The organism is Vannielia sp. SX4, assembly GCF_052828525.1.
Window position 1 is genome coordinate 1,912,853 of sequence record NZ_CM128247.1, and the last position, 24,366, is coordinate 1,937,218.

The 24,366-nt window shown below is 66.6% G+C and carries 22 protein-coding genes and 2 riboswitches; of the genes, 10 read left to right on the top strand and 12 right to left on the bottom strand.

All coding sequences use genetic code 11. From position 1 onward, the window contains the following. The first annotated feature begins 14 nt into the window (after positions 1-14). Complete coding sequence (locus ACUXVX_RS09430) at positions 15-491, top strand: MarR family winged helix-turn-helix transcriptional regulator (RefSeq protein WP_446311322.1); 477 nt, start codon at positions 15-17, stop codon at positions 489-491. A 54-nt stretch (positions 492-545) separates the two neighbouring features. Here ACUXVX_RS09430 and ACUXVX_RS09435 read toward each other — a convergent pair whose 3' ends face one another. From ACUXVX_RS09435 to ACUXVX_RS09465, 7 genes are all read right to left on the bottom strand, one after another. Beyond that, positions 546-2,498, bottom strand: coding sequence for a TonB-dependent receptor plug domain-containing protein (locus ACUXVX_RS09435; RefSeq protein WP_446311323.1), 1,953 nt, complete (start codon positions 2,496-2,498; stop codon positions 546-548). Between the two features lie 136 nt (positions 2,499-2,634). Next, entirely contained in the window at positions 2,635-3,645 is a 1,011-nt protein-coding gene (locus ACUXVX_RS09440) for a siderophore-interacting protein (protein ID WP_446311324.1), read from the bottom strand. Positions 3,646-3,655: 10 nt separating this feature from the next. Further along, complete coding sequence (locus ACUXVX_RS09445; protein WP_446311325.1) at positions 3,656-5,770, bottom strand: TonB-dependent receptor; 2,115 nt, start codon at positions 5,768-5,770, stop codon at positions 3,656-3,658. 134 nt (positions 5,771-5,904) lie between these two features. Further along, a complete protein-coding gene (locus ACUXVX_RS09450) occupies positions 5,905-6,699 on the bottom strand; it encodes an ABC transporter ATP-binding protein (protein WP_446311326.1) in 795 nt (264 codons plus the stop codon). Then, a complete protein-coding gene (locus tag ACUXVX_RS09455) occupies positions 6,692-7,666 on the bottom strand; it encodes a FecCD family ABC transporter permease (protein WP_446311327.1) in 975 nt (324 codons plus the stop codon). Before ACUXVX_RS09455 ends, ACUXVX_RS09450 begins: the two co-directional genes overlap by 8 nt. After that, positions 7,663-8,652, bottom strand: coding sequence for a FecCD family ABC transporter permease (locus ACUXVX_RS09460; RefSeq protein ID WP_446311328.1), 990 nt, complete (start codon positions 8,650-8,652; stop codon positions 7,663-7,665). The genes ACUXVX_RS09455 and ACUXVX_RS09460 overlap by 4 nt, the downstream gene beginning before the upstream one ends. Further along, the gene (locus ACUXVX_RS09465) at positions 8,649-9,575 is read right to left on the bottom strand and encodes an iron-siderophore ABC transporter substrate-binding protein (protein ID WP_446311329.1); all 927 of its coding nucleotides are present in this window, start codon (positions 9,573-9,575) and stop codon (positions 8,649-8,651) included. The genes ACUXVX_RS09460 and ACUXVX_RS09465 overlap by 4 nt, the downstream gene beginning before the upstream one ends. A 296-nt stretch (positions 9,576-9,871) precedes the next feature. Here ACUXVX_RS09465 and ACUXVX_RS09470 point away from each other — a divergent pair, with 296 nt between their 5' ends. The 8 genes from ACUXVX_RS09470 to ACUXVX_RS09505 all read left to right on the top strand — a co-directional run bounded on the left by ACUXVX_RS09470 (position 9,872) and on the right by ACUXVX_RS09505 (position 18,213). After that, the gene (locus ACUXVX_RS09470; RefSeq protein ID WP_446311330.1) at positions 9,872-11,212 is read left to right on the top strand and encodes a serine/threonine-protein kinase; all 1,341 of its coding nucleotides are present in this window, start codon (positions 9,872-9,874) and stop codon (positions 11,210-11,212) included. A gap of 16 nt (positions 11,213-11,228) precedes the next feature. After that, the gene (locus tag ACUXVX_RS09475) at positions 11,229-12,128 is read left to right on the top strand and encodes an FHA domain-containing protein (protein WP_446311331.1); all 900 of its coding nucleotides are present in this window, start codon (positions 11,229-11,231) and stop codon (positions 12,126-12,128) included. Then, positions 12,121-13,005, top strand: a complete 885-nt coding sequence (locus ACUXVX_RS09480) for a PP2C family protein-serine/threonine phosphatase (RefSeq protein ID WP_446311332.1) — start codon at positions 12,121-12,123, stop codon at positions 13,003-13,005. Before ACUXVX_RS09475 ends, ACUXVX_RS09480 begins: the two co-directional genes overlap by 8 nt. 122 nt (positions 13,006-13,127) lie before the next feature. Continuing rightward, positions 13,128-14,153 (top strand): hypothetical protein, encoded by a 1,026-nt coding sequence (locus tag ACUXVX_RS09485; protein ID WP_446311333.1) that lies wholly within the window; start codon positions 13,128-13,130, stop codon positions 14,151-14,153. Next, positions 14,150-16,435 (top strand): dynamin family protein, encoded by a 2,286-nt coding sequence (locus ACUXVX_RS09490; protein WP_446311334.1) that lies wholly within the window; start codon positions 14,150-14,152, stop codon positions 16,433-16,435. The genes ACUXVX_RS09485 and ACUXVX_RS09490 overlap by 4 nt, the downstream gene beginning before the upstream one ends. After that, complete coding sequence (locus ACUXVX_RS09495) at positions 16,432-17,184, top strand: dynamin family protein (RefSeq protein ID WP_446311335.1); 753 nt, start codon at positions 16,432-16,434, stop codon at positions 17,182-17,184. The genes ACUXVX_RS09490 and ACUXVX_RS09495 overlap by 4 nt, the downstream gene beginning before the upstream one ends. Next, positions 17,181-17,570 carry a hypothetical protein gene (locus ACUXVX_RS09500; RefSeq protein ID WP_446311336.1) on the top strand — a complete coding sequence of 130 codons (390 nt, stop codon included), beginning with the start codon at positions 17,181-17,183 and terminating at the stop codon, positions 17,568-17,570. Before ACUXVX_RS09495 ends, ACUXVX_RS09500 begins: the two co-directional genes overlap by 4 nt. Beyond that, positions 17,560-18,213, top strand: coding sequence for a hypothetical protein (locus ACUXVX_RS09505; RefSeq protein ID WP_446311337.1), 654 nt, complete (start codon positions 17,560-17,562; stop codon positions 18,211-18,213). The genes ACUXVX_RS09500 and ACUXVX_RS09505 overlap by 11 nt, the downstream gene beginning before the upstream one ends. A 36-nt stretch (positions 18,214-18,249) precedes the next feature. Here the strand turns inward: ACUXVX_RS09505 and ACUXVX_RS09510 are convergent, their stop codons facing one another. The 5 genes from ACUXVX_RS09510 to nrdH are packed head-to-tail and all read right to left on the bottom strand — an operon-like array spanning position 18,250 to position 22,393. Next, entirely contained in the window at positions 18,250-18,633 is a 384-nt protein-coding gene (locus ACUXVX_RS09510; protein WP_446311338.1) for a hypothetical protein, read from the bottom strand. Beyond that, positions 18,633-19,613, bottom strand: coding sequence for a class 1b ribonucleoside-diphosphate reductase subunit beta (gene nrdF, locus ACUXVX_RS09515; RefSeq protein ID WP_446311339.1), 981 nt, complete (start codon positions 19,611-19,613; stop codon positions 18,633-18,635). The genes ACUXVX_RS09510 and nrdF overlap by 1 nt, the downstream gene beginning before the upstream one ends. 11 nt (positions 19,614-19,624) lie before the next feature. Next, positions 19,625-21,757 (bottom strand): class 1b ribonucleoside-diphosphate reductase subunit alpha, encoded by a 2,133-nt coding sequence (nrdE, locus tag ACUXVX_RS09520; protein WP_446311340.1) that lies wholly within the window; start codon positions 21,755-21,757, stop codon positions 19,625-19,627. Further along, on the bottom strand, positions 21,739-22,167 hold the full coding sequence (gene nrdI / locus ACUXVX_RS09525; protein WP_446311341.1) for a class Ib ribonucleoside-diphosphate reductase assembly flavoprotein NrdI: 429 nt from the start codon (positions 22,165-22,167) through the stop codon (positions 21,739-21,741). The genes nrdE and nrdI overlap by 19 nt, the downstream gene beginning before the upstream one ends. A 4-nt stretch (positions 22,168-22,171) precedes the next feature. Continuing rightward, positions 22,172-22,393, bottom strand: coding sequence for a glutaredoxin-like protein NrdH (gene nrdH, locus ACUXVX_RS09530; RefSeq protein WP_222469780.1), 222 nt, complete (start codon positions 22,391-22,393; stop codon positions 22,172-22,174). Between the two features lie 101 nt (positions 22,394-22,494). Beyond that, positions 22,495-22,688, bottom strand: a riboswitch (cobalamin riboswitch). Positions 22,689-22,818: 130 nt separating this feature from the next. Continuing rightward, positions 22,819-23,018: riboswitch (cobalamin riboswitch) on the top strand. Positions 23,019-23,134: 116 nt separating this feature from the next. Between nrdH and ACUXVX_RS09535 the strand changes: the two genes are divergently transcribed. Then, entirely contained in the window at positions 23,135-24,364 is a 1,230-nt protein-coding gene (locus ACUXVX_RS09535; RefSeq protein ID WP_446311342.1) for an aromatic ring-hydroxylating oxygenase subunit alpha, read from the top strand. The last annotated feature ends 2 nt before the right edge of the window (positions 24,365-24,366 follow it).

Sequence of the window (24,366 nt, forward strand, 5' to 3'; positions counted from 1 at the left end):
TCACGCGGACCAGCATGGACGACCAACCCAGAGCCCGAGCAGAGCTGTTTGCCGATGACGCCGACCCGGCGATGGGCGCCAACAGGGTGTGGTTCAACCTGCTGCGCATTCACCGCAGCACTGGCGCTCGCATCGCGCGCGCCCTGCGTGAGATCGGCGTGGGCGACCCTGTGTGGTACGAGATCCTGCTGGAGTTGGAGCGCGCTGGCCCCAAAGGCATGCCGATGGCCGCCTTGGAGCGCAAGCTGTTCACGACCCAATATGCATTGTCGCGCCATGCGGCGCGTCTGGAGGAGGAGGGGTGGATCTCGAGTGCATCCGCTCCCGGCCCGGGGCGGGGCAAGGTGCTGCGGCTGACCGAGGCGGGCAAGGGCAAGCACATGGAGATCTGGGCCGTTTACAGCGACGCCATCGCCGATGAGATCGGCGCGCGGCTCTCTGTCGACGAGGCCTATGACCTCGCCCGGGTGCTCATTCGGCTCTACGACTGAAAACGCCGCCGATGCGGGGCACCGGCGGCGTTGGGTCTTGCGCGATTTTCGTGGTCAGAACTTGGCGACAGCCACCAGCGAGATGGTGCGACCCGGCTCGCGCAGCGGGGTGATAGTGCCGTATTCGCCGCCATAGGTTGCACGGTCGGCATATTGCTCGTCGAAGAGGTTGTTGACCTCGGCGCGGATGGTCAGGTTGGGCAGGCTGGGCGGCACGTATTCGGCCCAGGCATTGACCACAGTGTAGCCGTCGAAGTCGTTCAGGGCCGGATCGTCGAAGTCATAATCCAGCGCAACGTCGAGACCGCCGCCGACCTTCAGGCCATCGACACGGGTTTCCTGCTCGACTTCGAAGGCCACCAGCGTTCCGAGCGGCGCGCCGTAGTCCTGCGCCGTGAAGCTCTCGCCGGAAGCGCCGTCGATCTCGACATCGCTGTGCGAGAGCGTCATGCGAGCAAAGCCGGTGCCCCAGCCATAGGTTGCGCCGAGGTTGAAGCCCTTGCTCTTGAAGTCGAAGTTGTTGGTGCTGCTGCGGGCGTTCTTGATCTCGGTGACGAAGAGCTCACCGGAGAGCGTGAGGTCACCGCGCGTCCAGTCGAAGCCGATGGTGGCGTTGTCGGCCCGGGCGGCTTCCAGACCGTCGTAGGCCGTGGCGCCCAGCATCCGCCAGTACTCGTAGTTGTCTTCGATCACCAGCCCGCCGAACACCGAGGAGACCCCGCCGCGCAGGGTTAGTTCGTCGGTCGCGGCGAAGGCGAGGGAGGCGTTGCCGGACCAGCCTGAGAAGTCTCCCTCGAAGCCGTTCACGCCGGTAAAACTCTGGCTGTCATAGCGTGCACCGAAGGACACCTTGAGCCGGTCGGTCGGCCGCAGCCGTGCTTGGGCGAACAGCCCGACGTTCTGGGATTCTTCGGTCTGATCTTCGGCGTAGGTCGGGCTCAGGTAATTGCCGAAGCGGTCCTGATAGTCGATCCCGGCGGTCACCGTGTTGCCTTCGCTCAGGTGGAAGGTGTTCTGAAAGGTTGCCGAGAAGGTGCCGGAGCGGCCGTTGCTGTCCCACGGTTCGGGCTTCACGATCTCGCTCTCGGAGTAACCGATATGAACGCGCGGGTCCCACATACCGGTGGCATCGGGGGTCTCATAGACGAAGGAGTAGCTCTCGCGCGTGGTGTTGTAGAGCGTCAGCGCGTCGTCGACGCCGTTGAAGCCGCCGAAGTTCGCGCGTTCCTGCCGCAGGGAGCTGTCCATCAGGCGCTGGGCCGAGAATTCGAAGCGGTGGCCGCCCGCCTCGTAGGCGACCTTGCCGAGGTAGCTCTCCAGCGCGGCGCGGGTGCCGTAAACGCGGTTGCCGTCGCCATCCTCATAGTCTTCGCCATCGGCGAACTTGCCATAAAGCAGCCATTCGAAGCCGCCCTGCTGACCGGCGAGGGTGAGCGCCGATTGCAGGGTCTGGCCGTTGTCGGAGAACGACAGGCGGACGTTGCCGCCAAAGCTGTCGCCCGGCTCCAGAATGTCGGTGGCATCGACGGTTTCAAACACGACCGAGCCCGCCAGCGCATAGGGGCCGGCATCGGCGGGCGAGACGGTGGCATCGGCGCGGACCTGCTTGAGCAGGCCGGGGTCGATGGCGTTGGCGGAGACGTGGTGGAAGGCGCGGTTGTTCTGTGCCGTGCCATCGACAGTGACGCCGAGGTTCAGCATGTCGACGCCGTTGACGAAGATCTTCTGGGTCAGCGGCAGCGCGCCGCCGACGGAGACCGAGGCGATGCCCGAGAACACGTCTTTCAGGTCGCCGGTGCGGGCGCGCTCGAGTTCACGGTCGGAGACATACATCGAGGTCGCACGGTCGGCCTCGTCGCCCAGCTCGTCGCGTTGCTGCACGATGATCGGGTCGAGGGTGAAAACGGGTTGCGCATCCTGCGCGTGGAGTGCCCCGCCCGAGAGCGCGAGCAGCGCAAGTGCGGAGCAGGAGGCAGCGGAGCCGCTGCGGCGGAATGTGAGTGGCATGGGAGTCCCCTGAGTGTCGTCTGTCTTGGCTGGGCTCAGAGGCGTGGCTGGCCCTTCCGTAGAGGGCGCGGCATTAATATGCAAGTGCATGTAACCTGTTTTTACAGGGGTATGACGCTTTTGGGCAACCGGGCCTTCAGGCTTCGGGAGCCGTCCAGTAGGCGGCCACCTGATAGCTCTCTCGCGGGGCGGCAGCCTCTGTCAGCCGGGCGCGCAGGGCCACGGCTTCGCTGCGCTCACCGGCGAAGAACCGGAAGCTCCCGTCGCGCGGGGCTCCGAGCTGCTCGAAAGCCTCAAGTGGTGTGAGGCCTTCGCTGCGCAGCATCCATGCAAGCTCGATGCCGGGCGGGTGCGCCAGGGCCTGAACATCGGCCTGCTCGGGCACAAAGAGCACGGCCTTGCCGCGCGTGTCCTCCGGCAAGGCGGCGAGTTGCCGGGCGATGACCGGCACGGCGGTTTCATCACCGACGAGGCCCATCCAGCGATGCCCCTCGATCAGCTTGCTCCCGCCCGGACCGGTGATGGCGATGCTGTCTCCGCCGCAGGCGCCACGGGCCCATTCGGTCACGCGGCCGCCCTCGTGGACAAACACATCAAAGGTGATCCGCGCGGCCTCGCCATCTGTCACGATCTTTCGCGTGGTGTAGACCGGGCGATGCCAGGCCTCGATGCCGCCGGGCCAGCGGGTGACGCCAGCCTCATCGGTGGCGGGCAGTGCGGCACCCTTTGGGCCGAACAGCAGGCGAAAGTGCAGCCCGCCTTCGTTAAAACGGGCGAGGTCATCGCCTTCAATCACCACGCGGATATAGGAGGGTGAGATCTGCTCGGCAGAGACGACCTGCGCCACGCTCAGATTGGCGGGGCGCTTTCCGGCGACAGCATCTTGCCACGCAGGCGTTTGGCCCATGCTCTCTAGCCGCGCGCTCAAGAGGTCGCGCATGATCTGCAGATCGCCGTCGGACCCGGCCTCGATCCGCAGCAGGGTGCCAGCCCCCTCGCCACGCAGCTCGATCTGGCCCAGCCGCGCCTGAATGACGAGACCGTTCGCGCTTTCGACGGCGTCGAGGCCATTGGCTTCGGCCACGCGGGAGAAGGCCACGCGCGCCTGATCGGCGGGCAGGGCGAGGTTGGTGCGGGCTTCGGGCATGGTCGACCCCTCAGAACGTGTAGTCGAAGCGCACGCCGATCTCGCGCCGTTCGCCAAGCCAGGCCGAGCCCCCTTGGCCGCCCTCGACGTATTCATACTGGTAGAAGCGCTCGTCGAAGAGGTTGGTGGCGTAGCCGTTGAGGCTCATGCCGTTGTCCCATTTGTAGCCCAGCGAGGCGTCGACCACGGTGTAGGCATCCAGCATCGCGGGGTCGGCCACGCCGTTCTCGATCCGGCTCATGCGCTCGCCCACGTAGGTTGCCTGAGCGCCGCCGAACCAGCCCACATCGCCCTGCCGCCAGTTGAAGCCGAGGGTAATGGTGGTCTCGGGCGCGAGCGGGAAGGGCTTGCCCGAGTAGTCGGTGGTGTTGATCGCGAAGTCCTTGAACTCGGTGTGCAGCAGGCCGACCGAGCCGTAAAGGTCGAGGTTGTCGGAGGCGGCATAGGCCAGCTCAAGCTCTGCGCCGTAGCTCACCGACTTGCCCGCGTTGGTGATGTAGTAGCTGGTGCTGTCGCCCGGGGTTTCGAGGATCTCGACCTGCTGGTTGTCCCAATCCTGATAGAACAGGCTGGCGCCCACGGTCAGGCGGTCATCCATCAGCGAGCCGCGATAGTTCAGCTCGATGTTGTGGGCTTGCTCGGCCTCATACTCACGCAGGGTGCCAGAGCTGATCTGGTAGGAGGCGCCGCCGGGCCGGTAGCCCTGCTGGTAGATCAGCGAGAGCTGCTGGCGGCTGTCGATCTCCCATGTCAGCCCCAGCTTGGGGATGAACTCGGTGGCCTCGTAGTTGGTGGAGGGCGCCGCCGTGCCGCCGGAGCTGGCCTCCTGCTTCTGGCTGTAGTGGTCGAGCCGCCCGCCTGCGATCACCCGCCAGCCGGGAGCGAACTCGTAGGAGACTTCGCCGAAGAGCGCGGTGTTGGTGACATCGATGGTGTTTTCGTTCTCCGTGACGGAGCCGAACATCCATGTGTCGCGGAAGGCCTCGGTGCGCTCCTTGGCGGCATAGAGCCCGGCCACCCAGCGCAGCCCACCGTCATCGTAGTTGAGGCGGAACTCCTGGCTGAGGATCGTCTGGTCGAACTCGCCATCGACCCAATACATCTCGCCCGGCGTGCCCTCGTTGATCGAGTGGCGCCCGGTGACGGAGTGAGTGAGGCCGGTTTGCGCGGTGAAGGTCAGCGCGTTCGAGAATTCGTGCTTCACCTCGAGGCCGAGGTTGTCGACCGTGGTTTCGCGGATTTCCTGATAGGTGATGGCGCCGGGCGAGAGCGGCTCCAGCACGCCCCAGTCATCGCCGCGCATGTCGTCATACTCGATCCCGAGGCCAAACCAGCCGGGGCCGATGATGTTGTTATAGGCCGGTCCGTCGAAGCTGTGGGAGTAGCTCAGGATCACATCGGTTGCGCCGGAGGGGCGCCACAGGAGTTTGCCCCGGAGCGTGTAATAATCATCGGTCTTGAAGTCGTCGTAGCGGTCGTATCCCTCGAGCGAGGGGTAGCTGATGTCACTGTCCTTTTTCGACCATTCGGCGCTGACCCGGTAGGCCAGCGTGTCGGAGAGCGCATCGCCGAAGGCGACGCCGACCTGCTGCTTGTTGTTCTCGCCATAGGTGAGCTGCACCTTGCCGGAGCGGGCGAACCCCGGGTCTTTCGTGCGCAGGTAGACGGCCCCGGCAAGCGCGTTGCGACCGGAGAGGGTGCTCTGCGGGCCGCGGTAGACCTCCACCTGCTCCACGTCGAAAGTGCCGCGAAAGCCGCGGCGGGTGCCTTCGACCGTCTGCTGCACGCCGTCGATGTAAAGCGAGGCCACTGGCGCGCCTGCACCGCCGGGGGTGAGCCCCTCGGAGTTGACGCCGCGAATGGTGAACCCGCTCTCGTTCAGGTCGCCGTCGCCGAAGTTGGGTACACGGTCCATGATATCGCGCCACTGGGCGAGGTTGGTTCGGCTGAGGTCGACCTCATCCACCACCGAAACACTGGCGGTGGTGCTCTGAGCGTCATCGGTGGAACGGTCGCCGTAAATCTGGATCGGTTCCAGCTCGATCACCTGCTGCGCGGTGGCGGCGGTGGCGGAGATGAGTGCGGAGGAGCCGAGCAGCGCGGCGGCGAGTTTACGAGGGGACATGCGAGCACCTTGATCTGTTCCCGCGTGGCGGGAATCGAGCGGTTGAGTGCTGGCATGAGCTGGCTGCTGGATAAATCCTTAACAAATTACTCAGATTTGAAAAGCCGGTATCGCGGTGCTGTTGCGGAGATGTGTCACTCGGGCACGGTGCGGCGCGGCAGGCAGAGCGGCGTGCCGGTGTCGGGGTCGGTCAACACCTTGGCCTCGACGTTGAAGGCGGTGCGGAGCACTTCGGGGGTGACGACCTCGCTGGGGGAGCCGGAGGCGACGATGCGCCCCGCCTTCAGGGCGACCATCGTATCGGCATGGCGGGCGGCTTGGCTGAGATCGTGCAGCACGGCGACCACGGTTGCGCCATGCTTCTTCACCAGCCGTTCCATCAGGCCCAGCACCTCCACCTGGTGGGCGAGATCGAGATAGGTGGTGGGCTCGTCGAGCAGAAGGATGGTGCTTTGCTGGGCCAGCACCATGGCGATCCAGGCGCGCTGGCGCTGCCCGCCGGAGAGCCGGTCGACCAGCGCGTGACGCAGGCCGGTGAGCGAGGTCAGCGCCAGTGCCTCCTCCACTGCCTCCTGGTCGCGCGCGCGCCACGGCCCGAGCACCGAGCGGTGCGGATAGCGCCCCTGCGCCACCAGCTCCTCCACCGTCATCCCTTCTGCCGGGCTCGCGCTTTGCGCCAGCAGCCCAATCTCGCGGGCCAGCGCCCGGGTGGAGCGGCGGGTGATAGAGGCACCGTCGAGCACAACCTGCCCAGAGGCGGGGGCGTGCAGCCCAGCCAGCGCGCGCAGCAGGGTGGACTTGCCGCAGCCGTTTGGCCCCACCAGCGCTGTGAAGCGGCTAGGCTCGATGGCGAGGTCGAGGCCTTCGATCACGGGGGTCGCGCCGTAGGAAAGGCGGAGGGTGCGGGCGGCGAGGCGGGGGTCAGTCATTGCGGCGTTTCCAGAGGAGGAAGGCGAAGAACGGTGCGCCGAGCAGCGCGGTGACGAGACCCACGGGCAGTTGCAGCGGTGGAGCGGTGCGGCGGGCGGCGATGTCGGCGGTGAGCAGCAGGGCGGCGCCGACGAGCGCGGCGGCGGGGATGAGGCGGGCGTGGCGCGGGCCGGTGAGGGCGCGGGCGATGTGGGGGGCGGCGAGGCCGACGAAGGCCACCAGCCCGGCGGCGGCCACGGCGGCGCCCGACAGCATGGCGCAGGCGAGGATGGCGAGCGCACGGGCGAGGTTGACCGGCTGGCCGCGCCCCTGTGCCACGTCATCGCCGAGCGCGATCAGGTCAAGTTCGCGGGCGGCGGCCCAGGCCAGCAGCGCGGGCGGCAGGGACCAGCCGAGGAGGTGGGGCAGCTTCTCCCACCGGCTGTCTTGCAGCGAGCCCGCGAGCCAGACCATCGCCCGCTGAACATAGGCCGGCTCGCCAAAGACCGAGATCGCGCTGGCCCCGGCGCCTGCCAGTGCCGAAAGGCCGATGCCCACGAGGATGATCCGCGTGCCGGTCGTGCCCTGCCGCCAGGCGAAGGCGTAGATCAGCGCGGCCATGGCGAGCGCGCCGGCGAAGGTGAGCCAAGGGAGCGCGGTTTCGGGCAGGCTGCCGACTTGCACGATCACCACCATCGCCGCCAGCGCCGCGCCCGCGTTGATGCCCACGATGCCCGGGTCGGCCAGCGGGTTGCGCATCACCGCCTGCGCGATGGTGCCAGCCACGGCCAGTGCCGCGCCGACGAGCAGGGCGGTTACGGCGCGCGGTAGGCGCAACTCGCTGACGATGATGCGGGAGGGGGCGGGCACACTTTCTGCGCCAAAGAGCGCTCCGAGCACCTCGCCCGGCGGCACGGGTTGATCGCCCAGCGCCAGCGCGGCGACGAAGGCCAGCGCGACGAGTGCGCAGAGCACCGCCAGCTTCATCCGCGCACCGCCCCATGGCTGCGGGCCAGCCAGATGAAGAAGGGGGCACCGATGAGGGCAAGGGTGATGCCTGCGGGCATGTCGACCGAGAGGAGCGCCCGGGGTGCGGTGTCGGCCAGCAGCGTCAGTGCCGCGCCACCGAGGATCGAGAGCGGCAGGATGCGACCGTAGCCGCCGCCCAGCGTGAGCCGCACCATGTGGGGCACCACCAAGCCGACAAATCCCAGCGGCCCGGCGATGGACACGGCAGAGCCTGCCAGCCCGACAACGCAACAGGCGGCGATGGCCCGCCAGAGCGCTGGGTTTTGCCCGATGCTGCGGGCCACGTCGCCGCCGAGGCTGAGGGTGGTGAACTGGCGGGCGAAGACGAGCGCCGCCGCGAGGGAGATCGCGGCATAGGGCAGGACGGGGAGCATTTGCGCCAGCTGTCGGCCCTTCAGGCTTCCGGCGGTCCAGAACCGCACGGCATCGAGGGTCTGGCTGTCAATCAGCAGGATCGCGGTTGTAAGTGCGCCGAGGAAGGTGGCCACGATCACGCCCGCCAGCACCAGCCGGATCGGCGTGGCCCCGCCGCGCCCGGCGGAGGCCATGGCATAGACCAGCACCGCCGCCGACCCCGCGCCGCCGAAGGCGCACCAGATCAGCGCGGCGCTTGCGGTGACACCGAAGACCGAAAGCGCCACCACCACCACGAAGGCGGCCCCCGCGTTGACCCCGAGCAGCCCCGGCTCGGCCAGCGGGTTGCCAGTGACCGCCTGCATGATCGCCCCCGCCGCACCAAGCGCCGCCCCCGCGGCAATCGCTGCCACCACCCGCGGCAGGCGGACCTGCCAGAGGATCGCATCGGGCCGCCCTTCGCCCGGCGCCAGCAGCGCTCTCCCGGCCTCGGCCAGTGTTAGCCCCGCGCTACCGGTGGCCAGCGACCAGAGCGCAACGAGAAGGATCAAGAGGACCAGCCCAAAGGTACAGGCGGCGGTGCGCGTCATTCAGGCCCGATCACGTAGCGCTCGATATCGTCGAGCACCGCATGAGCGGAGGCGAGGCCCGAGAACTGCATCCAGTGCCCGTGATCGACCCGGTGCACGCGGCCTGCCTCCACCGCAGGCAGCATCTGCCAGAGCGGATTGGCCAGCACCTCCTCGTGGCGACCGTCCTTGTCGCTGTCGTTGGTGCCGCCGACGATGTAGAGCAGCACCTCACCGTCGAGCTGGGCGAGTTCCTCCCAATCGGGTCGCTTCATTGCCTCCGCCGGGTCTGTTGTGGTTTCGTAGGCCGAGCGCTTCACCCCCGCCTCGCGCATGATGTTGAAGGGCGCGTAGCCGCCGGGGCTGTCGAGGTAGACCTGAAAATCCCAAGAGGTAATCCGCACTACGGAGACCTTGGTGGGCGGCACGCGGGCGGCGATGTCTTCGATCCGCGCATCCAGCTCGGCAAACTGCGCCTCGATCTCGGCCTCCTTGCCGGTCAGCCCCGCCATGAGGCCGTAAAAGGCGCGCCAATCCGTGCTGGTATAGAGCAGTGTCGGGGCGAGCTGTGAGACCATCGGGTAGACCCCGCTGGCCATCGACTCGGAGCCGACGAAGCCCACGATCAGGTCGGGTTGCAGAGCCACCAGCGTCTCGAGGCTGGGCTCGGTGACAAAGCCGAGCGAGGTGATACCGGCCTCGGTGGCGCGCGCGTTGAGTGCCTCGTCACTCATCCGATCGAGCGGCGCACCAACGATGGGCAGACCCACGTCGAGCCCAATCCCGAGGCCGAAACTGGCATCGAGCACCACCACCCGCTGCGGCGCGGCGGGCAGGCAGAGCGGAGCCTCGTAGATGCTCGGGTCGTCAATCGCACCGCCCTCGCAGGCCTCGGCGTCCAGCGGCAGGCTAAGAAAAGTAAGTGCTAGGGCAGCGCGGATCATCTGTGCACTCCGGTAAGAAATCTGGAATGGCTCGAGACGATCCTCTGGCTCGCCCCATAGACCAAGACCGGGCACCGAGTGTCAATGTCCCCTCTGAAGCCAGTCTTCGGAAGTGGGGCGCGATCAAACCGTGCCCAGCCGCAGAGAATTTGCAGAAAATTCAAAGCGTTCAGCACTGCTCCGCCACAATTCTGACGGTGTAATACCCAAGAGCCACGCGACATTCGCCAATGCGTCCCCGCGGACGGGCAATGGGTGGGGCGCGCCTTATCCGACGTTGCAAGAGCATGGCTTCAATGAACGCACTGTCACCAATCTCTTCTTCTTCTGCCGTCACCGGCGATGAACTGCCCCCGGGGACGGTGCTCGGCGGCGGCCAGTACACGATCGAGCGCTATCTCAACGGTGGCGGGTTCGGGGTGACCTATCTCAGCCGCGACAGTCTGGGCCGTCCGGTTGTTATCAAGGAGTGCTTTCCCGGCGCCATGTGCTGCCGCCGGGGCGCTTCAGTGCGGTTGCGCACGACCTCGAACATTGGCGCCTTCGATCAGGTGCTGGATCTGTTCAAGAAGGAGGCGCGGGCTCTTGCCGCGCTGGCGCACCCCAATGTGGTGGGCGTTCACCAGATCTTCGAGGAGAACGGCACCGGCTACATGGCGCTCGACTACGTCGACGGCCCTGACCTGCTGGACCTTTACGAGAAGGACCCAAGCCGGTTCACCCCGGCAGAACTCAATCGCATTTTGCTCTGCCTGCTGGATGCGCTCCGCTACGTCCATGACAGCGGCACGCTGCATCGCGACATCTCGCCCGACAACATCCTGATGGGTCCAGATGACGCCCCGATCCTGATTGATTTCGGCTCCGCCCGCGCCGGGGCCGCCCGGACAAGCCGCATCCTCAGCCAGGTTTTCACCGTCAAGGACGGTTACTCGCCGCAGGAGTTCTACCTGACCGACAGCCCGCAGGGCCGCTCCAGCGATCTCTATGCACTTGCGGCGACCATGTATCACCTCGTCACCGGCGCGCCGCCGCCCCACTCGAACCAGCGACTCGCCCATGTGGCTGAGGGCAAGCCCGACCCCTATGTGCCGCTGCTGGGCAACCGGCCGGGGTTTGACGGGCGGTTTCTGGAAGCCATCGACCAATGCCTGAGCATTTTCCCGAAAGACCGGATGGACACGGCTGGCCAATGGGCCGCCTTCCTCGTGGCCGAGCGCCGGACGGGCAAGCCCGACACCCGCACGGGCGAAGACGCAGGCATCGAGCGCCGGATCACTGACTTGGTCGAGGAGACCCGGAAGGCCATCGAGGAGGACCGTCGCAAGGGCGTGGCACCCAAGCAGGCCCGTCCGCGCACCGTGAGGGCGCCCGCGCCGCCGCCCCGTGGTCGCGACCCGAGCTATTGGGCGATCCTGAACGAAGACCCGCAGGAGCTTGCCCGCGAGGCCGCCGCATGGCGGGCGCGGGAGACGCAGCGCCGGACCGCGAAGGCCGAGGGCGTGGCAGTGGGCGAGGCGAGGGACACCTCGACCGCAGAGAATGGCACGGAGGCCGGGCCGGAACAGCAAAAAGGGTTCTCACTCGCCGGGCTGCTCGGGCTGCGGCGCGACAAAGGTAGGCCCGGAATCAAATGAAGATGGAGGCAGAGCAATGAAGTTCATCGGAGACCTGATCCCGAAACGGCGCCCCGGTCACGTGAGCGCCCCGGTTTCGGCTATCGCGCCGTTGGCGAGCCCGGACGCGCTGGATGAAGCCGTCGAGGCCTTGGCAGACGATCCGGAGGGGCAGGGCGCGCGCGGCCCGGTGCTGGTTTCGGAGGGCGGGCAGCGCCCGGAGCGCCAGCCCGGTGAAGCGCGGCGCAAGGCCGTGGCTGCTGCGGCGCGGATCGAGGGCGTTCCGCGCGAGGCACTGCCCGAAACCGCTGCGCCCGCGATCTGGGATCTGGAGGCGCCTAATGCCGACCTGCCGCCGCCGCCCGCTCCGGAGCGCGAGGCCCCCGCGAACCAAGCGTCGGCACCCGAACCGCCGCGTCAAGCAGCGGCGGCGGTCCACCCGCCGGTCAATCCGCCCCTGAACCCACCGCGCGATGCCGCGAGTGACAGGGTGCGCACCCGGCTCATCGGCTTTGGCACCGAGCCGCAATCGGACGCCTTCTCCGCCACGGCCGCACGGGCCGAAGACACCCGCTTTCCCATCGGCTGGCTGGTGGTGGTCGAGGGCGCCGGGCGCGGCGCGTCCTTTACCCTCACCTCCGGGCTTTCGACCATCGGGCGCGGCACCGATCAGGCCATCTGCCTCGACTTCGGCGACACCTCCATTTCGCGCGAGTGCCACGCCGCCGTTGCCTATGATGAAGAGGAGCGCCGCGTGCTGGTCGGCCACGGAGGGCGCTCCAACATCGTCCGCCTGAACGGCGAGCCGCTGGTGTCGCGCGAGGAGATGCAGAACGGCGACCTCATCCGCCTCGGCAAGACAACGCTCCGCTTCGTGGCCTTCTGCGGGCCTGACTTCGACTGGGAGCAGGGCGTGGAAGGCGCGGCGGATGAGTAGCCTCCTCATCGACGCCGCCAGCGCCAGCTGGATCGGCACCCGCAGCCGTCAGGAAGATTCGGTGCTTACCAACATACCCCCGGGCGATGAGCCGGGGCTGATCGTGCTGTCCGATGGCATGGGCGGCCATGCCGACGGTGACATCGCCAGCCGTGCCATCGTGACTGAGGTTCTGGCCGACCTCTTCCTCGCCGCCTGCCGCCCCGATGCCTTGCGCGTTCACGGCGCCGATATCCTGCGCCGTGCCGCCGAGGCCGCCAACATCCGGCTTCGCGACCACACCAGTGCGGGCGTGGGGCAGGAGGGTATGGGCGGCACGCTGGTTTCGGGCGTGATCCAGGACGGTGGCCTGCGCTGGCTTTCGGTGGGCGACAGCCCGCTCTACCTGATGCGCGGCGATGCGCTCCAGCGGCTCAATGAAGACCACTCCCTCGCCCCGCAGATCGACCTGATGGTGGCCCAGGGCGAGATCGACGCGGAGAGTGCCAAGACCCATCCGCAGCGCGGCGTGCTCACCTCGGCATTGACCGGCGGGCCGATTGCCAAGGTGGATTGCCCCGACGAGCCGATGGCGCTGCACCCCGGCGATATTGTGGTCTTCGCCAGCGACGGGGTGGATGCGCTGGGTCGCACCCGGATCAGCGAGCTGCTGCGCGATCACCGCCACCGCGGGGCCGGCGCAATCGCCGAGCGCCTGATCGAGGCGGTGGAGCGGCACGGCGCACAGGATCAGGATAATGTGTCCGTGGTGGTCGTCGCCGTGCGCCCCCCGCCTTACGAGCGTGCGGAGCGGGTGGTCACACATCCCGGCCCGTCCTGGCGTCAGTGGGCGGGGCATGTCTTCGCCAGTCTGCGCCCTCGGGGAACGCAGCCGTGACAGCGCCAGACATTCCCGCGCTGGTCGCCGCCCTGCGCGCGCTGGGCGACGAGCGGTCGCTGCCCCGCCGCAAGGTGCGCCGCGCGGCTCAGATAGCAGATCGCCTCTCGCGGCCTGCCCGCGTGGCCTTTCTTGGCCTGCCTGCCGGGCAGCAGGTGGCTCGCGCCAACACGGTGCTGGGGGAAGGGCTCGTCGACCCGGCTTGGCCGACCTGTCGCCTCATCCACGGCGAAGCGCCCGCGTTCACGGCCACGCTCTCCGACCGCCGGGTGGTCGCAGGCGGGGGCCTGCCTGTCACGGCAAGCTTTCCCGCTCCGCCCGCGTTTTTTGAAATCGCGGCCCCAATTGATTTGCTAAAAGAGCTCACGTTGCTGGTCGTCAGGGCCGGCGCGCCTTGGCAGGAGCAACAGGCCGCACTGCATTGGGCCGCCAGGCAGACGGACATTGCCCTATGGTGCGCCGCGGGGCCGATGGAGGCGGCGGAATTCGCGATCTGGCAGGCCGCGCCTCAGGCCCTTGCCAACCACAGCTACCTGCTCTCCCCGGGCCGCTGCCCTTCCGAGGCGGAGGGAGCTTTTGGAAGCACCGAGGATACGGACGCCCCAGATTGGCCAAGTCGCCTGCGCGCATCCCTCGCGACCCTCACCCGAGAAGCCCGCCAGGAAGACGCGGCCCTTGGGGCTCTGCTGCTGCGCGACGCCGCGCGTGTCATTGCTCGGACGAGCGAGGAGCGCGGAAAGGGCGTCGCTCCTGAGCCGCAGGCTGCGGCTCCGGACCGGGAGACACCAGCCGTCCCCCCAAAGCCAGAGGCAGACCGCGACCCGGAAGCTTGGAGGCTGGCCTCCAAGTTGCTCCTGACCCTCCGGCGCGGCGCGGCAGAGGTGCTCGATCTTCTGAACCACGATACCTCCGACGATGCCCTTGCCGCCGAAGTTCTCGACCGAGCGGAGCAGCTGCTCTCCGCGCTCAAGGGCCTGCTCGCCGATGGGCTGCAGCCCCCGGCGGATCTGACCGACCTGATGGCAGAAGCCGAGGAGACATTAATTCTTTTGAAATACGAAGGTGGTCTTGATCAGGCGGGGGCAGCCGCATCGGTTCTGGGGCAGGTCAGGCAGGCGATCGAAACGCATTTGGAGAAGGCAGCATGAGCACAGACAAATCTCCGAACCAAAGCGAGGGCGTCGATTCCGATCTGATCAAGGCGCTGGTCGGGCAGGCCAGCCAGCCTGAACCGATCCGCAAGCCTGCGCGCGGACCGCGCACAAAGACCCGGCTGATGGTCCCGCCGACGGCCCCCGATTTGCCGCCGCAAGGCAAAGTGGAGAGCAACCCGCCCGCCGCACCGGGCCCGGAGGACGCACCGCGTGAGGCAGCGCCGCCCGAGGCGCCCGCACCGGACATCGCGCCACCGCCCGCCGAACCCGCACCCGATGCAGGCCTCGCATGGCTCTCGGGCATGGCCTGCCCCGAGAGTGGCGAGGCGCGCCGTGCCTCCCTGTTGTCGCAGGCGCTGGAAGGGTTCACCCCGCTCGCCGAAGACCTCGCCAAGCTCGAGGCGGAGGCTCGTCAACTTGCCAAACACGCCAACCCGGAGGTCGCGGGCGAGGCCCGCCGCCTGTTGCTTCGCATGGCGGAGTTCGAGCCAAGCGTGGTGATGATCGGGCAGGTCAAGGCGGGCAAGACCAGCCTCGTGAACGCCATGATCGGCACCCCCGGCCTGCTGCCCGCCGATGTGAACCCGTGGACCTCGGTCGTGACCTCGCTCCACATGATGCCCAAGGGCAAGGAGGGGACCGAGCGCGCCGCTTTCCGGTTCTTCGACGAGGAGGCCTGGAGCAATCTCCTTCAACGCGGCGGCCGCGTGGGTGAACTCGCCAACAGGGCCGGCGCCAATGCGGAACTGGAGAAGGTTCGCGGCCAGTTGGAGGAGATGCGCGAGCGGTCCCGCCAACGCCTCGGCCGGCGGTTCGAGATGCTCATGGGCCAGAGCCATGACTACGAGGAATATGATCAGGTGCTGATCGAGCGCTATGTCTGCCTCGGCGACGACTTCTGGGATCGCACCGACACCTCCCGCCAGCGTGGCCGCTTCGCCGATATCACCCGTTCCGCAGACCTGTGGCTCAACCGGCGTGAATTGCCGATGAGCCTGTGCATCCGCGATACGCCGGGTGTGAATGACACCTTCATGATCCGCGAGCAGATCACCATCGGCGCCATCCGGGGCAGCAAACTCTGCGTGGTCGTGCTCTCGGCGATGCAGGCCCTCTCCTCGGTCGACCTCGGCCTGATCCGGCTGATCTCCAACCTCAAGAGCCGGGACATCGTGATTTTCGTCAACCGGATCGACGAGCTGGACGATCCGGCAACCTCGGTGCCGCAGATCCGCGAGAGCATCGAGGAGACGCTTGCGCGCAGTGAGGTGCCCAAGGGCGTCCGCATCATCTTCGGCAGCGGACACTGGGCGGGCCATGCCTTCGATGAAGACCTCGGTGGCATCGGCGCAGATAGCGCGAATGCGCTGGTGTCCTACGCCGCCGCCACGCCCGGACCCGAGGGTGAAACCGCTGATGCCCTGCTCTGGCGTCTCTCCGGTGTGCCCGAGCTTTACGCCGTTCTGGCCGAGCGGGTGGCCAGCGGTGCAGGCAAGTCGTTTCAGGCCCGGATCGGCACCAGCCTGAAGAACCTGACCCGCACGATCGATGCCATGAAGCAGGCGGCGGACCGCCAAACCGCTGATCCGATTCCGGGCTTGCCTGCCAAAGCGCCCGTCGATGTGACCAAGGATATCGAGAAGCTGGAGCACGAGGCCGTCACCAGCCTCACCGCGCAACTTTGCGATGCCCGCCGCGGCTTTGCTGGCCGGATCGACCGGGCGCGCCACACCTTCATCAGCCGGGCCACCGCCGCCTTGCTCGACCATCTGGATCGCCACGGTGAAACCACCGTCTGGTCCTACGACCCGGTCGGGTTGCGCACCCTGCTGCGCTCCGCCTTTCAGGTTCACCTGCGCGACATGCTGAGGATCGGCGAAGACATGTACTATCGCACCGCCTGCGACCTGAGCCTCATACTCGCCACCGCGCAGGGGCTGGAAGCGGCCGAAGACATCGTCGCGCCGCCGCCGCTGCCCGAAGCTCCGCCCCCGCTGGCCCTCGGCCAGACCATCGCGCTCGATCTGAGAGGGTCATGGTGGACCCGGTTCTGGCGCCGTAAGCGCGGGTACGAGGCCTATGCCGAGAGTTTTGCGCAGCTCATCGAGGAAGAAACCACCCCGATCATCGACGGCCTTTGCCGCGATACGGCGGAACGGTTCGAGGGCGACATCCGGGCCACCCTGATAGAGTTCGTCCAAAGTCAGGGCCGGCTTCTGAACGGCCTCTCGCGCGCGGCCTCGGCGCCCGCCGTGCCGACCGGGTCAGAACAATGAACAGCCAAGTCCAACCACACCGCGTCCGCGCGGATAGCGCGGTACCTAGGGCGACGCCGCGCATCGCTCTCCTGGGAGAGTTCAGCGCCGGCAAGAGCACGCTGGCCAACGTGCTGCTCGGGCAAAATGTCAGCCCGGTGCAGGTCACCGCGACACAGATGCCACCGATCTGGTACAGCCACGGGCAACCGGCCTGCACCGGCATCCGGGCAGACGGTAGCGAGGTGGCCATCCCCGGCGCGAACCTGACCTCTGAGGTCTTGGACGGCGTCCGGGCCGTCAAGGTCTCGATGGAGACCGAGGTGCTGCAATTTTGCGACCTCATCGACATGCCCGGCACGTCCGACCCAAACCTGTCGATGCCCACATGGGAGGCCATGCTTTCTGTCATCGACGGGGTCATCTGGTGCACGCCCGCCTCCCAGGCCTGGCGACAGTCCGAGGCCGCGCTCTGGGAGGAGGTCGGCGGTGACCTCGCGGACAGTTCCATGCTGCTCGTCACACGGATGGACAAGATCGCAGAGGCGGGAAACCGGGAGCGCATTCTCGACCGGGTGCGGCGTGAGACAGCGGGGAATTTCAGCAACATTCTCGGCATCTCGCTAACAGAGGCGCTACGTGCGGGCCGTGATGATGCTTTGCTTGAGGCCTGCGGCGGCCACGCCGTCGCGCAGGGCCTGATGGAGATGATACACTGTGCCGAGCGCCGCGCGCCTCTGAGGGCCTCAGGGACAGGGGTCAGCCAATGATGCCAGCGGTCCTGTCCGAAGGCATGAGCCTTGCCGATCTGGAGCACTTGCGGCTCCGGCTCTCGGGCTGCGAAATCGCGATGATCGCCGACATTGCCGCAACCACGGTGCTCGGCGTGAGCTCAGCGCTCGCACACCCTCAAGAGCATTACGACCAGCTATGCATGCAGGCCCGAACGGCGCTGACCTACGGCGGGCGGCCGCGGCCCTATGCAGTCCTCGCCGGCCCCCTCGGCGTGCGCCTGCATCTCCGCGCACCCGACCACCCGGACGAGGTCCTGTGCCTCGTCCTCCCGCGCCTTGCGGACGTCGACCTTGCGCTGCATCAAGCCCAAGCCGCCCTGACCGGCCGGCCGCTTGCTGGAGAAGCCCCAGATGGACCATGACACCCGCGCCGCGCTGAGATCAGACCTGCTCGAAGCCGCCGCCGAGGGCCTTGGTGCCTTCGCGCACATCGCGTTGCCCGACCGTGCCCTGCGACACGCCTGCATCCTCAGACGCATCCGGGCGACAATCCTGCCCCGGGTTCTTGTCTTCGAATGCGACGGTAGTCCGCCGCTGAAACTGGAGGTCGCCAATGGCCGGATTCTCGCGATGGATGCCACAGGGGAGGGGGAGACCCTCGCCCCGTTGTCCTCCATCGATCTGCCTCAACTGACCTGCGCGCTCGAGAGTATCGCGAAGCAGCCTGGCCCGATCAGCCTCCGCTCCATTCCGATCCCGGACGGACGCCCCACATTCGCCACCGGCATCGCCGCCTCACAGCTACCGACATCTGAGCAGGCGCCGAACCTTCCTGAAAGCGTTGCACAGCTGTTTGCCGCAGCAGCGCAGGGAAGCGGCCCCAACGATGTGGAGGCGACCGCAAGCATCACGGGCGAAGGCGAAATCCTGATCGTGGGCGCGGACGATCCTGCGGGTGATCCCGAATTCGAGGCCAGCATCTCAGGCCGCAGGGTTCACGGCTTTCTCAAAGGCCACAGCCTGGGGGAAGTCATCGCGGCCTGGGCGCAAGTGCGACGCGCGTGATCGCCTGCAAGCGCCGCTAAGCCCCCGGTACCGTTCTCACCGGCTCAGCAGAGGCGCCAATTCCGGTCGACGGAAGGCAGGGCCTTTCAGCACCTTGCCATCCTCGCGCAGCACCGGGCGGCCATCGGCCCCGAGCTTCGACATGTTGGAGCTGTGAACCTCCTCCATCGCGGCCTGCTTGATGCCGTGCATCCCGAACTCCAGAAAGGTGCCGTCGAGCACATATTGGATGTCGCAGAGCGCATCGAGCACCTCGGTCATGTCTCCCGCCTCCACGGCGGCCCGCAGCTCGGCGACCTCCTCTTCGAGGATCGCCAGCCGCATCTCCGCCCGCGCCTCGGGGATGCCCGGGGCAGGGGCCACCGGCACATCGAAGGCCTCGTGCCACTCGCGCACGAAGGAGAGCGTGTCGCGCCCCATCAGAAGTCCCAGTCCTCGTCCTCGGTCGCCACGGTTTTGCCGATCACGTAGCTGGAGCCGGAGCCGGAGAAGAAGTCGTGGTTCTCGTCCGATCCGGGCGACAGCGCGGCCATGATCGCCGGGTTCACGCGGCAGGCGTCATCCGGGAAAAGCGCCTCGAACCCGAGGTTTTGCAGCGCCTTGTTGGCGTTGTAGTGCAAGAACGCCTTCACATCCTCTGTCAGCCCCAGCCCGTCATAGAGCTGCTCGGTATAGCGGGCCTCGATGTCGTAGAGGTCGAAGAGCAGGGCAAAGGCAAAGTCCTTCAGCTCGGTGCGTTCCGCCTCAGGCAGCCGCTCCATCGCCCGCTGGAACTTGTAGCCGATGTAATAGCCGTGGATCGCCTCGTCGCGAATGATCAGGCGGATCAGATCGGCAGTGTTTGTGAGTCGCGCGCGTGACGACCAGTGCATCGGCAAGTAGAAGCCGGAGTAGAACAGGAAGCTCTCGAGGAACACGCTGGCGATCTTCTTCCGCAGCGGGTTTGAGGCCGCGTCATACTCGTCGATGATCAGCCGCGACTTGGCCTGAAGGTGCTCGTTTTCCGACGACCAGCGGAAGGCCTCATCGACCTCCGAGGTCTGGCACAGCGTCGAGAACACCGAGGAATAGCTGCGCGCATGCACCGCCTCCATAAAGGCGATGTTGGTCAGCACGGCCTCTTCATGGGGCGTTTGCGCATCGGGCATCAGCGTCGGCGCACCCACAGTGTTCTGGATCGTGTCCAGCAGGGTCAGCCCTGTAAACACCCGGATCGTCAGCTGCCGCTCGTCATCGGTGAGCTGCGACCAGCTCTGAATGTCATTCGAGAGCGGTACCTTCTCCGGCAGCCAGAAGTTGGCGGTGAGCCGGTTCCAGATTTCGAGGTCCTTGTCGTCCTGCAGCCGGTTCCAGTTGATCGCGGCAGGGACGGGGCGGGCGGTGGTGACGGTGTCTTTCATCGGAATGCTCCTTACAGCGTGCAGGACACGCAGCCCTCGACTTCGGTGCCCTCCAGCGCGGCCTGGCGCAGGCGGATGTAATAGATCGTCTTGATCCCCTTCTTCCAGGCGTAGATCTGGGCGCGGTTGATGTCGCGCGTCGAGGCCTCGGCGGGGAAGAACAGCGTCAGCGACAGCCCTTGATCAACATGCTCGGTGGCCGCGGCATAGGTGTCGATGATCGCCTCGGGGCCGATCTCATAGGCGTCGCGGTAGAACTCGAGGTTCTCGCCGGTCATGTAGGGCGCGGGATAATAAACCCGGCCGATCTTGCCCTCCTTGCGGATCTCCACCTTGGCGGTGATCGGGTGGATCGAGGAAGTGGCGTAGTTGATGTAACTGATCGAGCCGGTGGGCGGCACGGCCTGAAGGTTGCGGTTGTAGAGCCCGTGCTCCATCACGTCCGCCTTCAGCGCGGCCCAGTCCTTTTTGGTGGGCAGGGTGATGCCGAACTTCTTGAACAGCGCCTTCACCTCGGCGCTCTCGGGCCGCCAGCTGCGGCTGACGTATTTGTCAAAAAAGCTGCCATCGGCATAGGCTGACGCTTCGAACCCCTTGAACCGGCTGACCTTTTCCTGCGCCAGCGCGCAGGAGGCAGAGAGCGCGTGGTAGAGCACGGCGGCAAAATAGACGGAGGTAAACTCCACCCCCTCGTGCGAGCCGTAGTGAATGCGCTCGCGGGCGAGGAAGCCGTGCAGGTTCATCTGCCCGAGGCCAATGGCATGGCCCTCGTCATTGCCCTTGCGGATCGAGGGCACGGAGTCGATGGCCGACATCTCGCTCACCGCGTTCAGCGCGCGGATTGCGGTGCCGACCGAGGCGCCAAGGTCGCCGCCGTCCATCGCGCGGGCAATGTTCATGCTGCCGAGGTTGCAGGAAATATCGGTGCCCATCTGCGCATAGCTCAGATCGTCGTTGAACGCCGAGGGTTCGTTGACCTGAAGGATCTCGGAGCAGAGGTTCGACATGGCGATGCGGCCTGCGATCGGGTTGGCCTTGTTCACCGTGTCCTCGAACATGATGTAGGGATAGCCGCTCTCGAACTGGATTTCCGCCAGCGTCTGGAAGAAGGCCCGCGCGTTGATCTTCTTCTTCCGGATCTTCGGGTTGTCGACCATCTCGTCGTATTTCTCGGTGACGGAAATCTCCGAGAAAGCACAACCGTAGACCTTCTCAACGTCATGGGGCGAGAAGAGGTACATATCCTCGTTCTTCTTCGCCAGTTCGAAGGTCACATCGGGGATCACCACGCCAAGGCTCAGCGTCTTGATGCGGATCTTCTCGTCGGCGTTCTCGCGCTTGGTGTCGAGAAAACGCAAGATGTCGGGGTGGTGGGCGTTTAGATACACCGCGCCTGCGCCCTGCCGCGCGCCCAGCTGATTGGCGTAGCTGAAGGAATCCTCCAGCAGCTTCATCACCGGGATCACGCCGGAGGACTGGTTCTCGATCCCCTTGATCGGCGCGCCGTGCTCGCGGATGTTGGTGAGCATCAAAGCCACGCCGCCGCCGCGCTTGGAGAGTTGCAGCGCCGAGTTGATGCCGCGCCCGATGCTCTCCATGTTGTCTTCCAGCCGCAGCAGGAAGCACGAAACAAACTCGCCCCGCGCCTTCTTGCCGGCGTTCAGAAAGGTCGGCGTGGCGGGCTGGAAGCGGCCCGAGAGGATCTCTTCCATCAGCTGCATGGCCAGCGCCTCGTCACCGCGCGCCAGCGCGAGCGCGTTCATCACCACCCGGTCCTCGTAACGCTCTAGGTAGCGCTGCCCGTCCCGCGTTTTCAGCGTGTAGGAGGTGTAATACTTGAACGCACCTAGGAAGGTCGGAAAGCGGAACTTCTTGCCATAGGCCGCATCCCAGATCGCCCGCTGGAAGTTCTTCGAATACTGGTCCAACACCTCCGGCTCGTAGTAGCCCTCGTCCACCAGGTAGCCGAGCTTCTCGTCCAGCGAGTGAAAGAACACCGTGTTCTGGTTGACGTGCTGCAGGAAATACTGCCGCGCGGCCATCTTGTCGGCCTCGAACTGGATCTTTCCCTCGGCATCGTAGAGGTTCAGCATCGCGTTCAGCGCGTGGTAGTCGAGGCCCTGCGTCAGGCTGGCGTCAAGCATTGTGTTCCCCAGAATGTGTCGAGCCCGGCGCGGATGCGGGCGATGTCGGTTTCGGTGCCCGCCAGCTCGAAACGGTAGAGCAGCGGCACGTTGCACTTGGCGGCAATCACCTCGCCCGCGCGGGCGAAGGTGGCGCCGAAATTGCGGTTGCCCCCGGCGATCACGCCGCGCAGGAGCGCCCGGTTCTCAACCCGGTTCAAAAAGGCGATGACCGGCTTGGCCACCGCGCCCCGGCCTTCGCCATCGGCATAGGTCGGGGTGATGAGCACGAAGGGCGCGGTGATCTCAGGCACCGACGCCGTCGCGCTCATCGGCAGGCGGGTGGCGGGGAGGCCCAGCTTTTCCACCAGACGGGAGGTGTTGCCCGATCCGCTGGAGAAATAAACCAGATGCCCCCGCGCCGCGCTCATCGGCTCAGGAGAGCCGGCCGATCATGTCGGGGCGGAAGCCGGCCCAGTGGTCGTCACCGGCAACGACGACGGGCGCCTGCCGGTAGCCGAGGCCCTGCACCATCTCCATCGCGGTTTCGTCTTCGGTGAGGTCGATCACGTCGAACGGCAGGCCGCGGGCCTCGAGGGCGCGAGTGGTTGCGGTGCACTGCACGCAGGCGGGTTTGGAATAGACGGTGATGGTCATGTTTTTGTCCCCTTGGGTCTTGCCTGATTTTTTCCGGCGGTGGGGACACGAAGACGGGGCTCTGCCTGATGCCCGCCTGCGCGCCCGGGCCCTCCGCCGCGGTCGTCGTTCGTGCTCTGGCAGGTCTCCTGACTTTGCGGCTCGAGCGCCGGTGGTTCGCCTTCCCGGTGTTGATTCACCAGTGGATTTGAACCGCGACTCGCCGCTTACAGTTGCGGGGGCAGTGCCGGATTTACACCGGCTTCCCTCTTCGCCCCCGAGTCTTCCCGGGGGAACCAAAGCTCCACCATATTGGGCGGCAGGGCAGAGGGGTGTCAACATCTAGTGGTGTGCTCGGCGCGAATAATCTGTGGATGAATTTCGGGGCGTGTCTTTTTCACCGCGCGCTGCGTCGCAAACCGTGTATCCCGGCGGCCCCTCTGCGCGTATCACGGAGCTACAGGGTGCGGGCCGAAAGGTTCGAGAATTGGGAAGCCGGTGCAACTCCGGCACTGCCCCCGCAACGGTAAAGCCGTGATGGGGCGTGGCAAGGCCACTGGGCGGGAGGAGCCCGGGAAGGTGCCGCGCTTCGGCCTCGCAAGGGCCACGGCCAAGTCCGGAAACCAGCCCTTGTGGAACACGTCGAACCGCGGGTGGCGGTCATGGCGCCTGACGGGTCGGCTCCTCCCCGCCGCGCCTGAAACGGCTCCTGTCTGCCCTCCGCCCCAACGGGCCCGCAGCGCGCGGCCGGAGACCTGAGAGATGAGCCAAGCGATCCACGAGCTGCTTGCCCGGCACCGGCCCGGCCATGCGCTGGAGCAGCCGTTCTACACCGACCCGGACATCTTCCGCACGGATATGGAGACCATCTTCTACCGCGAGTGGCTCTTCGCGATCCCGGCCTGCGAGCTGGAGAAAACCGGCAGCTACGTGACCCAGCAGATCGGCGCTTACAACGTGGTGCTGGTGCGCGGTGCCGATGGCGAGATCCGGGCCTTCCACAACACCTGCCGCCACCGTGGCTCGGTGCTCTGCAAGCACGAGCGCGGGGTGGGCCCGAAGCTGGTCTGCCCCTACCACCAGTGGACCTACGAGCTCGATGGCCGCCTGCTCTGGGCGCGTGACATGGGGCCGGATTTCGACGCCAGCCAGCATGGGCTGAAGCCGGTCCACTGCCGCAACCTCGCCGGGCTGATCTACATCTGCCTTGCCGAGGAGGCGCCCGATTTCGAGGCCTTCGCCGCCAAGGTCGGCCCCTATCTGGCGCCCCACGATCTGGGCAACGCCAAAGTCGCGCACCAGAGTTCGATCATCGAGAATGGCAACTGGAAGCTGGTGTGGGAAAACAACCGCGAGTGCTACCATTGCGCGGGCAACCATCCCTCGCTCTGCCGCACCTTCCCCGAAGACCCGGTGATCGGCGGCGTGGCGGCCGATGGCAGCTTTCCGGCCCCCGTCGAGGCGCATTTTTCCCGGCTGGAGGGCATGGGCGCGCCCTCGCGCTTCTTCCTTGATCCGGAGGGCACCTACCGTGTCGCGCGGATGCCGCTCCTCGAAGGTGCCGAGAGCTACACGATGGATGGCAAGATCGCCGTGACCAAGCGGCTCGGCCACATCCCTGCGCGGGACGCAGGCACGCTGCTGCTGTTCAGCTACCCCACCACCTGGAACCATTTTCTGAGCGACCACTCCATCACCTTCCGCGTAACCCCGATCTCACCGATGGAGACCCGCGTCACCACCACATGGCTGGTGCACAAGGATGCGGTCGAGGGCGTGGATTACGACCTCAAGCGCCTAACCGAGGTCTGGACCCACACCAATGACGAAGACCGCGAAGTGGTGGAGAACAACCAGCGCGGCATCAACTCGCCGGTCTACGAGCCGGGGCCCTATTCGACCGTTCAGGAAGACGGGGTGATCCAGTTCGTCGCGTGGTATTGCGCCACGCTGGCCCGCGCCCTGCCACCGCTGCGCGTGGCGGCGGAGTAGGG

Bases quoted from the DNA above. Each gene is read 5' to 3' on its own strand.
- ACUXVX_RS09490 (WP_446311334.1), top strand. From the start codon at position 14,150: ATGAGCACAGACAAATCTCCGAACCAAAGCGAGGGCGTCGATTCCGAT.
- nrdF (WP_446311339.1), bottom strand. From the start codon at position 19,613: ATGAAAGACACCGTCACCACCGCCCGCCCCGTCCCTGCCGCGATCAAC.
- nrdH (WP_222469780.1), bottom strand. From the start codon at position 22,393: ATGACCATCACCGTCTATTCCAAACCCGCCTGCGTGCAGTGCACCGCA.
- ACUXVX_RS09475 (WP_446311331.1), top strand. From the start codon at position 11,229: ATGAAGTTCATCGGAGACCTGATCCCGAAACGGCGCCCCGGTCACGTG.
- ACUXVX_RS09465 (WP_446311329.1), bottom strand. From the start codon at position 9,575: ATGATCCGCGCTGCCCTAGCACTTACTTTTCTTAGCCTGCCGCTGGAC.
- ACUXVX_RS09435 (WP_446311323.1), bottom strand. From the start codon at position 2,498: ATGCCACTCACATTCCGCCGCAGCGGCTCCGCTGCCTCCTGCTCCGCA.
- ACUXVX_RS09500 (WP_446311336.1), top strand. From the start codon at position 17,181: ATGATGCCAGCGGTCCTGTCCGAAGGCATGAGCCTTGCCGATCTGGAG.
- ACUXVX_RS09430 (WP_446311322.1), top strand. From the start codon at position 15: ATGGACGACCAACCCAGAGCCCGAGCAGAGCTGTTTGCCGATGACGCC.
- ACUXVX_RS09455 (WP_446311327.1), bottom strand. From the start codon at position 7,666: ATGAAGCTGGCGGTGCTCTGCGCACTCGTCGCGCTGGCCTTCGTCGCC.
- nrdI (WP_446311341.1), bottom strand. From the start codon at position 22,167: ATGAGCGCGGCGCGGGGGCATCTGGTTTATTTCTCCAGCGGATCGGGC.
- nrdE (WP_446311340.1), bottom strand. From the start codon at position 21,757: ATGCTTGACGCCAGCCTGACGCAGGGCCTCGACTACCACGCGCTGAAC.
- ACUXVX_RS09510 (WP_446311338.1), bottom strand. From the start codon at position 18,633: ATGGGGCGCGACACGCTCTCCTTCGTGCGCGAGTGGCACGAGGCCTTC.
- ACUXVX_RS09440 (WP_446311324.1), bottom strand. From the start codon at position 3,645: ATGCCCGAAGCCCGCACCAACCTCGCCCTGCCCGCCGATCAGGCGCGC.
- ACUXVX_RS09450 (WP_446311326.1), bottom strand. From the start codon at position 6,699: ATGACTGACCCCCGCCTCGCCGCCCGCACCCTCCGCCTTTCCTACGGC.
- ACUXVX_RS09445 (WP_446311325.1), bottom strand. From the start codon at position 5,770: ATGTCCCCTCGTAAACTCGCCGCCGCGCTGCTCGGCTCCTCCGCACTC.
- ACUXVX_RS09470 (WP_446311330.1), top strand. From the start codon at position 9,872: ATGAACGCACTGTCACCAATCTCTTCTTCTTCTGCCGTCACCGGCGAT.
- ACUXVX_RS09480 (WP_446311332.1), top strand. From the start codon at position 12,121: ATGAGTAGCCTCCTCATCGACGCCGCCAGCGCCAGCTGGATCGGCACC.
- ACUXVX_RS09495 (WP_446311335.1), top strand. From the start codon at position 16,432: ATGAACAGCCAAGTCCAACCACACCGCGTCCGCGCGGATAGCGCGGTA.
- ACUXVX_RS09505 (WP_446311337.1), top strand. From the start codon at position 17,560: ATGGACCATGACACCCGCGCCGCGCTGAGATCAGACCTGCTCGAAGCC.
- ACUXVX_RS09535 (WP_446311342.1), top strand. From the start codon at position 23,135: ATGAGCCAAGCGATCCACGAGCTGCTTGCCCGGCACCGGCCCGGCCAT.
- ACUXVX_RS09460 (WP_446311328.1), bottom strand. From the start codon at position 8,652: ATGACGCGCACCGCCGCCTGTACCTTTGGGCTGGTCCTCTTGATCCTT.